The sequence below is a fragment of the Leuconostoc sp. LN180020 genome (genome assembly GCF_014844115.1).
In the GTDB taxonomy this organism is placed as follows: domain Bacteria; phylum Bacillota; class Bacilli; order Lactobacillales; family Lactobacillaceae; genus Leuconostoc; species Leuconostoc citreum.
Map to the genome: position 1 here is coordinate 1,477,182 of NZ_CP039736.1, position 14,803 is coordinate 1,491,984.

Consider the following 14,803-nt stretch of genomic DNA (forward strand, 5'->3'; position numbering starts at 1 on the left):
ACAAACAAAAAACGCCGTTTTGGCGTTTTTTGTTTGTGTTATATTTTTTGTAACACAATGGTATGGTAACAAGTTAATTCAACAAATCGAGTGCTTGTTTCAAAACGCGTTCACCATTCATCAGACCATAATCTTGCATACTGATTACAACCAAAGGAATGTTTCGTTCTGATAACTTTGCTTTAAAGTCATCCGCCATATAACTAACTTGTGGTCCTAACATCACACAGTCGACCTGTCGACTAGCCAGTTCTTGGTCAAAACCAGAAACAGCCGTCGCAAAAATATCAACATCAACTTTTAACGTTTCAGCTGATTTCTTCATTTTATTCACAAGTAAACTGGTACTCATACCAGCTGCGCAACATAGCATAATTGTTTTTTTTGACATAATAGTCTACTCCTATTTCTTAACGTTGCTTGGCCAAAACAGCCTCGCTTATCTTCATAAATGGTATATAAAACAAGACTCCAACGGTAAAACTAATAACTTGAACAACAATGGCTCGCCAATCGCCACCAGTTGCCAAAAAGCCATTAAGCAACGGCGGTGTCGTCCATGGCACTAATACCACCGTTTTATTCATTAGACCAAGGACAGTAGCAGAATAGGCAATTAACAACGAAATAATTGGTGTTAAAACGAATGGAATGAGTAGTGGAATATTAAAAACAATAGGATACCCATAAATAACTGGCTCGTTAATATTAAAAATACCAGGGACTATGGACAGTTTAGTAACTTCTCGACTTGCTTTGACTCACGAGAATATGAACGTAGCAACTAATAAACACAAGGTACTACCAGTCCCACCCATCATACCAAACGTATCTCTGAAAACACTGGTAATAATATATGGTACATGATCCCCGGCTGCGAAAGCCTGCATATTTTTATTTGTATTAATCAATAGTACCGGATCCAATAACGTCCCATTTATTACAGCCTGATGTATGCCAAATCCAAATAGTAGATTACCCACTGTGTAAATTAATAAAAAGCAAGGCAGACTGGTATTTACGCGTCGTAAAGGTTCTTGAATAATCGTTGTAATCAGCTTGATAAGATCAGTATGAAACACAACCAGTAAGACTGCAGAAATAATGGCCAAGATTGCAATAACAACTATGGTTGGAATCAACGTGAGAAAAGAGGCACTAACTGCTGGTGGTACGTTTTCGCCAAGATTAATTTTTATTTTTTCAATCCTAGACAGCTTGATAAATAATTCAGCGGCAAATAAACCAATAATAATGCCTGCAAACATACCTGTCACACCAATATTACTATAAGACAAGAAACCTGATATATCAACTAGTTTCTTTGTTCCCACTGGTAACGCTTGTATCGTTGTCGGCATCACGACAATTAAACCAGCTAATGCAACAATTGCTGTACCTAATGCATTTTTGTAATTACGATTTTGTGCTAGGCAATAAGCAACAACTGGTGCAATCAGTAGTCCAGCTATATTTAGCGTACCATTAACTATCAGATTTCCAAAAGTTTGGTAATTTGTTAATAAACTGCCCTTTAAGAATAGTGGAAAAAACACATTGTTAATCAATACACCTAAACCGGCCAAAATAAATAAAGGCATAATCATCGCAAAAGCGTCCCTTAAGGATCTTAGATAAATTTGATTTCCCACTTTGATAGAAATTTGCGTGAACCTTTCTATGAAGCGTTGCCAAAGATTTTTAGTCGTCATTATACACTTCTCCTTTCTGACTCAGCTGAGTATCTTTTTCAGCTATGAACTTTTTAAACCAAAAATAACTTTTTTTAGGAATGCGTTTGAGATCTTTTGTATCTTTATTTGTACGATTAACATAGACTAGACCATACCTTTTTTCAACATTCCCTTTTGAACTTGGAATATCAATTAATCCCCAACCTAAATACCCAATAACATTTGCGCCATCTATCTCAATGGCTTTACACATTTCGTTAATATGCTCTTGATGATATGCTATACGGTAATCATCGTTAATCATGTTTTTGCCATCGTAATGTTCAATCGCATCAATACCATTTTCTGCAGCTAAAATTGGTAAATTATAGCGATTATGCATTTTTGTAATTGTATTTCTAAAGCCTATTGCATCAATTTGCCAACCAAAATCAGACGTCTTTAGGTTGACATTAGCAATATGCCCATCTGACATAAATGTATTTGGTGCACGCTTGTTATCGATTAAGTTACTATCAATAACCAAACTATAATAATAACTGAAAGCTAGAAAGTCGCTGGTTATATTGGGATAGTTCAACACAGCTTGTTCCAATTCATCAAGCAGTTGCGTGAAACCATGTTTCTGCATATACTTGATCACTTCTGGTGAACGTTTACCTGTAGCAAAAAAACTGAGAAAATCTTCATTTATAAATTCCATTGCTTTACGTGTATACATCACATCGTTAGGTAGTTGAGATGCTGGATACATTTCTTGATAGGCAACCATCCCACCAACTTTAAGGTTCGAAAAGTGATGTATATAATCAGCAATTTCAACATAAGCAATGAGCGAGTTGTTGGCTATTTTGTACAGCTCAGTAAGCGTTTGTTCCCCGACCAAATAACCCGAATTGCCAAACCCTTCTGCAAAGGTCATACAATTTTGTTCATTAATCGGAATCCAGTAAGGCACCTTTTTAGCAAATTTATCAATTACAATTTTGGCAAATTGTACAAAAGCTTCTCTGACATGATCACTGATAAGTCCATTAAATCTTTGCGCTAGCGATAGCGGCATATCAAAATGATATAAGCAAACAATTGGTGTAATATCTTGGGCTATTAAGTCATCAATAAATTGTTCATAGAATTTTAGTCCTTGTTCATTAACAGCGCCATCACCATCTGGAATAACACGTGACCAAGAGATTTGAAATCTATAAGCATTCATTCCGGCATGCTTCATCAAAACAAAATCTTCTTTATACTTGTGGTACGAATCAATTGCAATCTTAAAGTCGCTTTGTTCCTGACTAGCTTGCTTAATATCGTAAACTGATGGTCCCTTTCCCGCTATATTCCAAGCGCCTTCGGTTTGCATACTTGAAACCGAATTACCCCATAAAAACCGTTTTTTTACCATAAAACATAACCTCCGCATAAAAAATAAGTAACTTATACACGTATTATCTCGCTTTTATATAATTTGTCAATACAAATTATATATTTATATTTACAACATAAGAATATATATTTATCTATATAAAATATGGTATTATAGTGTTGATTAACTAGAAAAAGGATTTCCAGTATGAGCTTATACCAACAAGTTGCAAAAAAATTACGTCAGCGCATCGAAGCAGGTAATTACCAACCAGGCGAAGCATTACCGAGACAAGCTGAATTAGCACTAGAATTTAATACATCTCGCGTCACAATCCAGAAGGCATTAGACATTCTTTTTAACGATAACTTAATTATTAGGAAACAAGGTAGTGGTACGTACGTCTCGCCCACTTATTCTTCAGCGCTAGACATTATTTCATCTCAATATGGTGGTACAACACAGTTATTTGCTGGCAAAGCAACTGTTTCAACACAAGTATTGCACTTTGAAATTCGCCTGCCAACAGATGAAGAAAGTCAAAAACTACATATTGAAAGTACAATACCTGTGTATGATATCTACCGCTTAAGAAAATTAGATAATAATCCATACGAATTAACTAAATCTATCATGCCGTTATCTGTCATTTCAAATTTAACTAAGGAAGTTGCAGAGCGTTCTATTTTTGCCTTTATCCAGCATGATTTAGGACTCGAAATCGGTAATGCTGTTCGACGAATAAGTGCAGACAAAACGAAAAATGACGATATCCAATACCTTGACTGTGAAACGCACGACCCTATTTTGCAAGTCTCACAAACTGTTAGTTTAAAAGATGGTCGTATATTCGAATATGCACAGACACGTCACCGCTATGATAAAGGAAGCATTGTAGTATTTAATAAAGTGCCAATGGTTTAACGTTACATGACATCAAAAACTGGCTATGTTATAATAAATCCGTAGCAATGGTCAATTGTATATATAAATCGCCTACAAACCTAATAGGCGCGCAATTTTCTTAAACATGTTAATGAATGGCCATCGAATATGGTGGTCATTTTTATTGTTACTACGATTATCTTGCACGTAACTAAGATCATGACATCTATCTAAGAGGACATTATGAAAAATCCCCAACAATTTTTTAAAGCACAAACGAACCAAGTCATCAATAAATCAACTGAATCTTTTGGCCAATTCAAACAATTTCTTTTTGCCCCAAACCTGTTAACATTTGTTATCTCAGTTGTTGTTGGTAATAGTTTTGGTGCAACAGTCAAGGAATTAGTCAACACTGTTTCTGGTGTATTAGCCTTTGTACATCTATGGCTTTTTTCAAAATCACATGTCATGAACTATACCTTCATTACAAAACCCTTTGGTGCATTTTTTAATAGTTTAATTACGATGATTTTTATTGCTTTTATTGTTTTTTATACAATAAAATTTATCAATGATACTCTAATTGTCAACTCGGTTGATAAGTGGGGATATAATCAAGCACACGCTGATGCACTAAAACTCCAGCAACAAAACGAAAAAACAATTGCACTTCAACACCAAATTCTTGAACAATTAAAAAAGCACAACGACTAACGTTGTGCTTTTTTGTTACATTAATATTAATCCGCTTTTTTATAATCAGCGTTTTTCGGATTGTGTTCAAACACATTTTCCTTATCCGTTGAGTTTGGATCGTCTTTTTTATTTTGCTTCTTTACATCAATATCTTCTTCGTTATTAGTCATGTGATTATTCTCCTTTTTATATCTGTACAAACAGCTTAGTCAAGTTATAACCTGTCGACTATGGTAACTACTATTTACTTGTTTTGCTTGTAATCCATGAAACAATAAGTACCAGAATTACCGCACCGATTATCGAAGGAATTAGAGCCATACCAGCAAGACTTGGGCCCCATGCACCTAGTAAATGCTCGCCAAGCCAAGAACCAACTAATCCTGCAACAATATTGCTAACCCATCCCATGGCTGCACCACGACTAGTAATGGCACCAGCAATAGCACCGATAATTGCGCCAACAATAAGTGTCCATATCAATCCCATAATACCCTCACTTTCTAGTTCCTTTTAGAACTATTATCTATTATACTACTACAGGATGATTTAATCAATTACACATGTATCTCATCATTTTATAGCGTTTAACCATGAATCTGGTCTTCCAGCTTGTCACCAGCTTTATCAATACTTTTTGCAGTGAAAATAGTTCCCGCCACAACAATTCCACCAACAATAAGGCTCGAGGCAACCATAAACTTAAAAATAGACTTCAGCATATACTATTCCTCCATTAATCTTAACTTTAGTTATACACCCTTATTTTTTCTCAATTTTAGGGCGTGTCGCTTTAATTTCATGATAAACACTGAACATCAGTTGTGCAACAGCAAGTAAAAGTGATAACTTACTCCAAAATCCCGTTCCGGTTCTTAATTTTTTCATAATAAACACCTCTTTCTGCTTCTGGTATTTCTAACCTTGTCCTAATTATACCCTTTTAAACGCTTATTTTCAAACAAGCTGTATATTGGTCACCTATCAAGACTGCCGTTGCGTAGTGATTACCTGTTTAATCTGTCTCTCTGGTGCGTACTTCTCTGCCCAACGCACTGGCTTGAGAACTTTATTAGTGACCTTATCACGATGAACTGTACCATCAGGAAATAATTTCTGCATGTTCGCATTGTGTATAATATCTAATATTTCGGTTGGATCAACACCCATTAAAACATAACTGCCAAATGATAAATAAATAATGTCTCCAAGTGAATCAGCTTGTTGCACAATGACATCATTTTGGTTCATTCCCTTAGTCATAATTTTCTCTTTTGCAGCCAGTAAACGACGATTAATTTCTCGAAATGTTTGCGCTATTTCCTCCTCTTTATCACAATTACTTACTGCGAGTTCAGTTAGTTCTTCCAAAATAAAGCCAACTCGGTTCATCAGGTCAGCCTGCTGTAATTTTTTTGGCGTGGCTGGTTCTCGATCATCAAAAAAGCGGTGAAACGCTTGCGCTTGGTTATAAAGTTGATTGGTCATTAGTTGTTCCCCCACAAAATAGGTTATGGTTTATGCCACAATATATTTCACCGCAATTGCTTGAAATAACATTATTTTTTCAGTTCGTGTGACAAATACTCTTTGGTCTGACAATTCAAATTTGTTAGCTATCATCTTCAATAATATTTTTTTATAAACTTCTATTGACAATTCAAGGGCAAATTGCGATGTTTTGTTATCTAAATGTTGTATTATTTTTGCACTACAGTTATAGTGACTGATAGCAATGTCACTGAGCTGTTGTAATGCTTTTTTTATATCCTGTTCTTTTTTCAGCATGATATCTTCGCTGGATAACTCGGCATCGAATTGTAACAACGATTTTGGTATAAAACAACGCTGCGCCAACAAATCTTCATGGAAATCTCTAATAATGTTAGTTAATTGCAAGGCTATGCCAACGTTGATAATATCTTGCTTCATCATTTGAATAGGTTTTCCCGATAAAATGGTATAAATCATACAACCCACCGTACCAGCAACTTGATAACAATAGACTTCAAGCTCTTGGACAGTTTCAAATGAGACATGATTGAGATCTGACTTTTGCCCAGCAATCATATCAAGCATATCTTGCGCATCTATATCAAACACATGGAATATGTAAGCAACTTTTTCGCCAATTGTAGAAAGAGAGGTCACAATAATGTCGTGAGCAATCATTGCAGTCTGCCAACTATTGACCAACGCATTGAAAGCATCTGCGTTTCCTGTATCGGCAGCATCATCTAATTGTCGCAAAAAATCATATAAAACAAAGATACTAAACGCTTGATAACGCGGTAATCTTGAAAAGGCGAAGTAAAAAGACGATGATTTCTTTTTTATTGCCTGTCGGCTATCTAATAAATGCACTAAGACTGAGTCAATGGCTTGCTTTTTTGCTTTTGTATTCATTAATTATCCTTCATCACTTCCCTCGCCGCTAATTCGCCACTAGTAATGACAATAGGTACACCAGCACCAGGGTGGACGCTAGCACCAGCAAAATAAAGATTATCAATCTTAGCATGTTTGTTGTGTGGTCTAAAGTAATTACTCTGTTTAAGCGTTGGTTTTAAACCAAATGTTGACCCAAAAGCACTATTATATCTAGATTCAAACGTTTTAGGTGTGTAAATATTTTTATAAACAATGTGGCGCGATAAACCTTCTAGCGCTAACTCGTTTTCAACTTTAGCAATGATTTTCTCAGCAAACAGATCAATCTGTTCCTTATCCCAGTTATTATTTTCTTTTAAATTAGCTACTGGTACTAATACATAAAGCGCTGACTGATTATCTGGGGCAAAAGTGTCATCAATCACACTTGGATTGTAAACATAAAATGAAGGGTCTTCAGGTAGTATGCCATGATCAATGTCTGCAACATTTTTCTCGAAGTCACTAGCCATTTTAATTGTATGTAGCCGTAATTCATCATATTTTTTGTCAACGCCTAAATATAGCAAAAAACAAGACATTGAATAATCCATTTTTTCGATTTTTTCCTGCTTATATTTACCTTTTGCCTTGTCGGCTACCCCTAACAAGTTTGTCATTGTGTATGGGAAATCGGCATTAGCAACTACCGCATCAGCGGTTTTAAATTCTTCATTAATTTTAAGCCCGGTAACATGCTTTTGATCAGAAACCGCAATTTCTTGAACTTCAGCTTGATAGACAATTTGCCCGCCTAACTCTATAAATCGCTTTTCTAAGGCTTTAGCATATTGAAACATGCCGCCTTTAATAAACCAAACGCCATAAATCAGTTCAATCATTGGAATAATGTTGTAAATGGACGGCCCGTTAAATGGTGAGATACCAATATATAGCGTTTGAAACGACATCAAATACTGTAAGTTAGTACTTGAAATATTTTTTTTAATTGCAGCATAAGACGAAGAAAATGTTTTAAGTTGGTACGCATGCCAAAGTGTTTTCAGATTAAAAAAATCGCGTGGGCCACGAAAACTTTGATAAATAAAGTTATTCTTAGCATTAATATATTTGCCATAAATATCTGTTAAATATTTAAGAAAGCCTAGCATTTCAGTTTCACCTTGTGCTTCAAACACCTTGGCGATGTCGGCTAAATCAGAAGATAAGGGAATCTTTTCGCCATCCGTCCAAACATCCATAAACGGATTAACGCGTATCATGGTGAAATAATCTTCATAATTAACCCCTGTATCGGCAAAAGGTTTTTTATAAATATCAGGCATCATAACTATTGTCGGTCCAGTATCAAACTTAAAGCCATTGGCTTGAATGGTATCCATTTTACCACCGGGATGATCATTTTTTTCATAAATCGTGACCTGGTAACCCTCACTCTGTAAATAGATACCAGTAGTTAATCCACCAACACCGGCGCCTACTATTGAAATGTTCTGCATTATATCTCCCCCTTTTCAATATACCATTATACCTTACTTCAACTTTTAAAAATTATTTTGGCTTTGTGACAATGCGGGAAAAATAAAAAAGAGACTGTCAAAGTCTCCAAATTGTCTACACCTTAAACAAATTCTTCATAAGTTTTGGGATCTTGGTTATCAACACGACCGTCTGCTCTTCCAAGCTGATCCAGTTGTTTCATATCATCACTTGTTAACTGAAAATCAAAAACATTAAGATTGGCGCGTTGATTTTGTGGGGATGCAGATTTAACAACGGGCAAAATACCTCGTTGTAATAGCCACTTAATAATGATTTGTCCATTATTTTTATTGTACTTTTCAGCAAGTATTTTGATCGTTTCTTCCGATAATTCAGCCTGATTACCACGTCCTAAAGGACTCCAAGCTTCTGTTAAAATATTGTACTTTTGATTGACTGCAACCAAATCTTTTTGTGGCCAGTATGGATGAATTTCATTTTGATTGACTGCTGGTACAACACCAGTGGCCTTGATAATCTTATCTAAATGCGCTTTTTCAAAATTAGATACCCCGATAGATCTGACCAAACCTCTTTTTTTAGCTTCAATAAGTGCTTGCCAAGCTTCAATATAGTTATCACGTTTCGGCAATGGCCAATGAATCAGATACAAATCTAAATAATCCAAGCGTAAACGTAAAAGTGATTCTTCGATTATTTTCAATGCATCATCAAAATGATGATATTGACCTGGTAGTTTTGTGGTCACATAAAACGCCGAACGCGGTAGGTCCGACTGCCTAATAGCCTCACCAACTGCCCCTTCACTATCGTAATTTGTAGAAGTATCAATTAATCGGTAGCCGCTTTGAATGGCATTAAGGATTTGGTTAACACCTTGCGCCCCACGAACTTGAAATGTGCCTAATCCAATTTTTGGTAAAAAATGACCGTCATTAAGTTCATATCGTTCTTCTTGCCACATAATAATTAGTCTCTCCTTTTTCAAATTTAACTGCTAACCATAAGATTTGATTAGCAATATTTAACTATTTTAAACCACCGGTGACATTAATCGATTCACCTGTCACATAACTGGCTTCATCAGACGCTAAGAAAACATATGCACCCGCAATCTCAGAGGGTTGACCCGCCCGACCAATTGGTGTGTTTTGCCCAAATTCAGGAATGTTTTCGGGCAACTGGCCACCTGAGACCTGTAATGGTGTCCAGACAGGACCTGGTGCAACACTATTAACACGAATCCCACGATTAGCTAATTGTTTTGCTAAACTCATTGTGGTATTTTTAATTGCCGCCTTTGTGCCTGCGTAATCTACTAAGAAAGCAGCTGGCTGCTCAGCTTGAATAGAATTTGTTGTGATAATACTACTATTTGGCTGTAAATGCGGTAATGCTGCTTTAACTAACCAAATCATACTAAACACATTTGTCGTATAAGTATCAATTAATTGCTGTGTTTTCAATTGCAAAACATCTTGTACTGATTGCTGCTTACCTGCAACCATCACTAAAACATTAATATCTCCCAAAAACGTGACTGCTTCGGTAACTAACTGTTGATTGAATGCCTCTGACTTTAAATCACCAGCCACTAGCTTAATACGCCTACCTAATGATTCAACGATGCCTTTAACTTCTAATGCATCACTTTCTTCTTCGGGCAAATAGTTTAAAACAATGTCAGCGCCTTCATGGGCATAGGCAATAGCAACAGCGCGGCCAATACCAGAATCACCACCAGTAATGACTGCTTTCTTATGCTTCAACCGATTATGCCCAACATATGTTGTGGCACCATCATCAGGAATCGGTGACATCTGACTCTGTATACCTGGTTCTTTTTGACTTTGTGTGGGAAAACCATGTTGATTGTACAAGTTGTGTTTTTCTTTTTCCGCCATGACGCGCCTCCTTGAAAACCTACTTTAAACAATATCAAACAATACTGTATCGTTATCCAACAATATAACATTTTATGAAAACACTTTCAAAATTTTAAACCTGTGCTTTACGATAACTATGACTCTCACGCCAAACTAAAAATGCCTATGCTATAATATATCGCAGGAGAAATTATCTATGAAAGCAAAAATTCATAATTTTGTCGGATCAATTGGTGCGCTGATTGGCACTTTTGTATTTATCGCTTATATTCCTCAAATTATGGCTAATCTAGCTGGTGACAAAGGGCAACCTTGGCAGCCACTGGTTGCTGCCTTTTCTTGTTTACTTTGGGTTATATACGGTTTCACAAATACGCCTAAAAGAGACTATATTCTTATTACACCTAACTTGGCTGGCGTTGTTCTAGGCACAATTACATTCATTACCTCGTTATAAATAGTCTAATAAAAAAGACTGAGTTCTCAAACTTGGTCTTTTTTACTTGCTATCGTGCATAAAACATTTATTTCACAAAATTTTGTGATTAAAAAAACAAATTATTACTTAGCTCTTATCTATGCATACTTGATGAAAATCCAGCCTCCTAAAACAAAGAAAATTAACAGCGACGCTGCGCCTAATTGCACCTGTCCTGTTATTGCTGCAACACTACCAAAAAGTAACGGGCCTAGAACAGCAGAAAATTTGCCAAAGATGTTATAAAAACCAAAGAACTCACCCGCGAAAGCTTTTGGAATAATTTTGCCAAAGTACGAACGACTCAATGCTTGAATACCCCCTTGTGCACTACCAATCAGAAAGGCCATTACCCAAAAGCCCCAAGCATGGGTAATAAAAACAGACATAATGGCAATAACAATATAAATAATAATACCTATAATAATCATCAAACGCTCACCAACACTTTTGGCTAAATATCCAAACATAATTGAAGCAGGAAATGCGACGATTTGGACGAACAATAATATAGTGAGTAACTGTGTCATCTGAATACCAATTGCCGTTGCGAATAAAGAGGCTTCGGTGATAATGGTATTAACGCCATCAATGTAGAAGAAATAAGCAACTAGAAAACCGACAATTTTAGGATATTCAGCAAGATGCTTTAATGTTGTTTTCAACCGAATTAACGTTTGATGGAATGGGTCTCTTGGCACACTAATAAAATATTTTTGCTGGACGCGCAACAACATCGGCAAAGAAAACAAAGCCCACCATAAACTTGCTAAGATAAATGCGAGCATAATACTTTGCTTATTAGATATCACATTTTGCAAAACATAGAATATAATAAATGGTAAAACACCACCAATGTAACCTACTGCAAAACCCCAGCTTGATATCTGTCCCATTCTCTCCGGTGTCGTTACATCTGTCAAAAACGCGTCATAATAAATATTAGCCACACTAAAACCAATATTTGCAATAATAAATAATATTAGCAACAACCAAAAACCTTGATCAGGTACGAACGCCAGTAAGAATGTCGCAACAATGCCCATTAATGTGGTCACAAGCCATGATGTTTTCTTCCAACCTCTAAAGTCGGCTAGTGAGCCTAATAGCGGTGCCAAAAATGCCACTAATAGTGTCGAAAAAGCATTGGCATAAGACCACCATGATGTCGTCTGAGCAGTGGATAGGCCAATATTATGTCCAACTGCATTCAACCAGAGGGGCAAAACAGCTGTTACAACAATCAAACTAAAGCCCGAATTCGCCCAATCATATAGCATCCAACCACGTTCTGCTGGCGAAAAACGCCTCACTATTTTTTTCATAAATCACCTCTATGTTAAGGCTACCAGACAACATTATAGTTTTGGTATACATTTTGTCAATTTGGGATAAAGAGCCATTAATATTGTCCTATCCACCTATTATTTAAGCGCCCTAACACGACGAACGTAAGTTTACTCTCTATCATTTACAGTCTAGTTTATGCTTTACCTTCGAGACACTTTTGAAGTGCTTTAACACTTGAATTAGTCACCATAAATCTTGGTATTTGTCTTAAACTATTTGCCATACAGTTTCCAATAATACCTGGTTATCATAAGAAAATACCCGTCATCCCGTGCAAAGCCATATAAGATGTCAAACTTTTATTCTGACTCTCATACGGGTACGCGAAAACTGTGGGATCAACAGAAACATCAAAATTAAAAGACATGCGCAATCGCATGTCTTGATAGGATGTTATCTTAAATAATGTTGCTATTCATAGTGATCAACATCGTCATGTGACTGGTAATCAGGCAAAAATTTAGAGCATTTTCTTCATTCGTATGTCAGTTGCAAAAAAAACTGCTTTGTCGTAAACATGTATTGCAGCTGAATTGTTGCCAAAAACATGAAGTCCTAACGCAGAAAATCCAATTTTTTGGGCCTTTTGACCTATTAGCGCTATGGCTTCCGTGCCAAAACCCTGATTTCTGTAATCTGAGTAGATTTCAAAATCAAAAATAAACGCGGCAGTCTCGTTTTCTACATCTTTTGCAATCCAGATATAACCAACTGTTACGCTATTAAACATAATAGAAAAAAGGTAGTTATTGGGTGTTGCTAAGCCTTTTGGCAATAAGCGTTCATAGGATTCATAAGCTTTGTCGACAGCAGTGTCAGATGTCCAAGTACCAATTTTTTCTTTTTCGAGTGCGTAGTTTTTTATTGCATAGTTTAAGTAATTACGAAAACTTCCCTGTGACATTGGTTCTAACGTTAAACTCATCTCATCATAATCCCTTCAGCTTTTTGCCACCAAACATTGAACTCAGTATCTTATCTGCCAAAAAAGTGGATAAAATTGCACCAATAGCTAATAAGAATGGCAACATCATATAGATGTAATGTTCTTGCACCTCCCAAAATAGTACATAGAATAACGTCAACGCCTCAAATGTCATGAGCAGCATGCTCATAGCGTAACGTTGCTGTTCATTTTTAAGGTCACCATTATTTTTAAACAAGTAATAAATGGGTAATATAAACAGCGATAGGACAGCAGTTAATACTGTTATTGTTGACAAATGTATCATTTTTGGTGTTAACTGATGATAAATTTTTAAATATTTTTTTTGAGCTTGCACATCTGATTTTTTTCTAAAGGAATTAAAATACTGCATACCAAAATCAGTTTTAATACCAAACAAAACATTAATTTTATTATGCCATGTTCTAATAATGCCTGTTAGTTTCAACGCAGCAAACTTCTCAAATAGTTTCTCTCTAATATAGGCTTTCCGTTGATCATAATTATGATATTTGTCTGTGATTGCATTAATTTCATTTCCGGAGCGGCCACCAAGATAATAGGCTGTCAAGAACCATGACTCAATAGGCATTTGACTATTTTTATCTTGAACTTTTTGGTAGTGCGTCTCTGACAATGTTACATTAGCAACGGCCTTAGTTGAGAATGAAAAAACTGCTAAAGCACAGATTAATGCTAACATTAAACGCCACTGTCGCGCATAAAAAATAATTAAAATGATGCTAAGCGCTAATATGACCACGATGACGTTGGGTCTTAGAAATATAGATATTGCTAAAAATAATGCTGACAAGATAATATTTTTAGTCGTTAGCCAATAGTTTGACGCCATATGAGCATATTTATGCTGCGCTTGATGATCAAATATTGCAATCGCAAATCTCACACCAACGATTAAAAATGGTAATGCAAACGTGTCAGAATAAGCAATTTGTGTAAATTGCATGAGATAAGTTGGCATAAATAAGCAAAAAAGTAAAAAAGTATTCCCTACTCTTTTCCCAAAAATAACGTCGATAATTTTAGCTAGGTGGTATATTGAAAATAGTAGCAATAATTGTCCAAAAATAGCGTGCAATAATAATAAATCATCAAAATGGTGCACAATAGATTTAAAAGGCGAATCAAGCCAGAATAGAAAAACAGTTATTGGCACATTGTTTGGAAACGTACTAAAATAATGTGACCACAACGCACCAGCGCCTGATTCTGGTTGCAATAATCTATACACTTGCACATTAACAGCCATACTATCATAGACCGGTGCATAGGGCTGATATATTAATGCACCAGCAACAACACTAATAATTAATAACCACAGCAACAGTCTAACAAAACGATGATATTTATGCGATATTTTGGCAATTAGGGTTACAACAATAATCAAAAAAACGCACAAGATTATATCTTTCACTAAGGCGTAGGCTTCAAATTTACCATTAAAAGTAGCATTAGGTGAAAAAAGATGACCAGAAAAAAGTACAGAGAGACTAATTAGGCCAGCTAATACAACCATGCTCCAAACAATGAACGACTGAAATTTGGCAGTCATTTTAAATTCTCCTTTATTCATCATAATGC

At 35.8% G+C, this 14,803-nt stretch carries 17 protein-coding genes and 1 pseudogene; 3 read left to right on the forward strand and 15 right to left on the reverse strand.

The window, feature by feature from the left end:
• Positions 1–73 precede the first annotated feature (73 nt).
• From FAZ25_RS07615 to FAZ25_RS07625, 3 genes and pseudogenes are all read right to left on the reverse strand, one after another.
• Positions 74–391: a PTS sugar transporter subunit IIB gene (locus tag FAZ25_RS07615; RefSeq protein WP_004906441.1), complete on the reverse strand. Its 318-nt coding sequence runs from the start codon at positions 389–391 to the stop codon at positions 74–76.
• A gap of 19 nt (positions 392–410) precedes the next feature.
• Positions 411–1,712, reverse strand: a pseudogene (locus tag FAZ25_RS07620) (PTS sugar transporter subunit IIC).
• Entirely contained in the window at positions 1,702–3,102 is a 1,401-nt protein-coding gene (locus FAZ25_RS07625) for a glycoside hydrolase family 1 protein (RefSeq protein WP_192269329.1), read from the reverse strand. Before FAZ25_RS07625 ends, FAZ25_RS07620 begins: the two are co-directional and overlap by 11 nt.
• Before the next feature lie 168 nt (positions 3,103–3,270).
• Here FAZ25_RS07625 and FAZ25_RS07630 point away from each other — a divergent pair, with 168 nt between their 5' ends.
• Positions 3,271–3,987, forward strand: a complete 717-nt coding sequence (locus FAZ25_RS07630; RefSeq protein ID WP_004906438.1) for a GntR family transcriptional regulator — start codon at positions 3,271–3,273, stop codon at positions 3,985–3,987.
• Between the two features lie 204 nt (positions 3,988–4,191).
• The gene (locus FAZ25_RS07635; protein ID WP_192269332.1) at positions 4,192–4,665 is read left to right on the forward strand and encodes an MscL family protein; all 474 of its coding nucleotides are present in this window, start codon (positions 4,192–4,194) and stop codon (positions 4,663–4,665) included.
• Between the two features lie 26 nt (positions 4,666–4,691).
• On the opposite strand, the gene FAZ25_RS09675 is transcribed toward FAZ25_RS07635, so the two are convergent.
• The 9 genes from FAZ25_RS09675 to FAZ25_RS07665 form a co-directional block, all read right to left on the reverse strand.
• Positions 4,692–4,817: a hypothetical protein gene (locus FAZ25_RS09675; RefSeq protein WP_256430629.1), complete on the reverse strand. Its 126-nt coding sequence runs from the start codon at positions 4,815–4,817 to the stop codon at positions 4,692–4,694.
• 70 nt (positions 4,818–4,887) lie between these two features.
• Positions 4,888–5,136 carry a GlsB/YeaQ/YmgE family stress response membrane protein gene (locus FAZ25_RS07640; RefSeq protein ID WP_004901582.1) on the reverse strand — a complete coding sequence of 83 codons (249 nt, stop codon included), beginning with the start codon at positions 5,134–5,136 and terminating at the stop codon, positions 4,888–4,890.
• Positions 5,137–5,234: 98 nt separating this feature from the next.
• The gene (locus FAZ25_RS09680) at positions 5,235–5,369 is read right to left on the reverse strand and encodes a hypothetical protein (protein WP_004901585.1); all 135 of its coding nucleotides are present in this window, start codon (positions 5,367–5,369) and stop codon (positions 5,235–5,237) included.
• A 40-nt stretch (positions 5,370–5,409) separates the two neighbouring features.
• Entirely contained in the window at positions 5,410–5,535 is a 126-nt protein-coding gene (locus FAZ25_RS09685; RefSeq protein WP_004901588.1) for a hypothetical protein, read from the reverse strand.
• Positions 5,536–5,631: 96 nt separating this feature from the next.
• Positions 5,632–6,135, reverse strand: a complete 504-nt coding sequence (locus FAZ25_RS07645) for a haloacid dehalogenase (protein ID WP_192269335.1) — start codon at positions 6,133–6,135, stop codon at positions 5,632–5,634.
• Positions 6,136–6,165: 30 nt separating this feature from the next.
• A complete protein-coding gene (locus tag FAZ25_RS07650; RefSeq protein ID WP_192269337.1) occupies positions 6,166–7,053 on the reverse strand; it encodes a phytoene/squalene synthase family protein in 888 nt (295 codons plus the stop codon).
• Entirely contained in the window at positions 7,053–8,537 is a 1,485-nt protein-coding gene (locus FAZ25_RS07655; protein WP_192269340.1) for an NAD(P)/FAD-dependent oxidoreductase, read from the reverse strand. Before FAZ25_RS07655 ends, FAZ25_RS07650 begins: the two co-directional genes overlap by 1 nt.
• Before the next feature lie 122 nt (positions 8,538–8,659).
• The gene (locus FAZ25_RS07660; RefSeq protein ID WP_192269342.1) at positions 8,660–9,505 is read right to left on the reverse strand and encodes an aldo/keto reductase; all 846 of its coding nucleotides are present in this window, start codon (positions 9,503–9,505) and stop codon (positions 8,660–8,662) included.
• Between the two features lie 64 nt (positions 9,506–9,569).
• Positions 9,570–10,445, reverse strand: coding sequence for an SDR family oxidoreductase (locus FAZ25_RS07665; protein WP_192269344.1), 876 nt, complete (start codon positions 10,443–10,445; stop codon positions 9,570–9,572).
• 178 nt (positions 10,446–10,623) lie between these two features.
• Between FAZ25_RS07665 and FAZ25_RS07670 the strand changes: the two genes are divergently transcribed.
• Positions 10,624–10,884 (forward strand): SemiSWEET family transporter, encoded by a 261-nt coding sequence (locus FAZ25_RS07670; RefSeq protein ID WP_004901606.1) that lies wholly within the window; start codon positions 10,624–10,626, stop codon positions 10,882–10,884.
• A 119-nt stretch (positions 10,885–11,003) separates the two neighbouring features.
• Here the strand turns inward: FAZ25_RS07670 and FAZ25_RS07675 are convergent, their stop codons facing one another.
• The 3 genes from FAZ25_RS07675 to FAZ25_RS07685 all read right to left on the reverse strand — a co-directional run bounded on the left by FAZ25_RS07675 (position 11,004) and on the right by FAZ25_RS07685 (position 14,774).
• Entirely contained in the window at positions 11,004–12,230 is a 1,227-nt protein-coding gene (locus tag FAZ25_RS07675) for an MFS transporter (protein ID WP_192269347.1), read from the reverse strand.
• 485 nt (positions 12,231–12,715) lie between these two features.
• The gene (locus tag FAZ25_RS07680; RefSeq protein ID WP_192269350.1) at positions 12,716–13,180 is read right to left on the reverse strand and encodes a GNAT family N-acetyltransferase; all 465 of its coding nucleotides are present in this window, start codon (positions 13,178–13,180) and stop codon (positions 12,716–12,718) included.
• A 4-nt stretch (positions 13,181–13,184) separates the two neighbouring features.
• A complete protein-coding gene (locus FAZ25_RS07685; RefSeq protein WP_192269353.1) occupies positions 13,185–14,774 on the reverse strand; it encodes a hypothetical protein in 1,590 nt (529 codons plus the stop codon).
• Positions 14,775–14,803 lie beyond the last annotated feature (29 nt).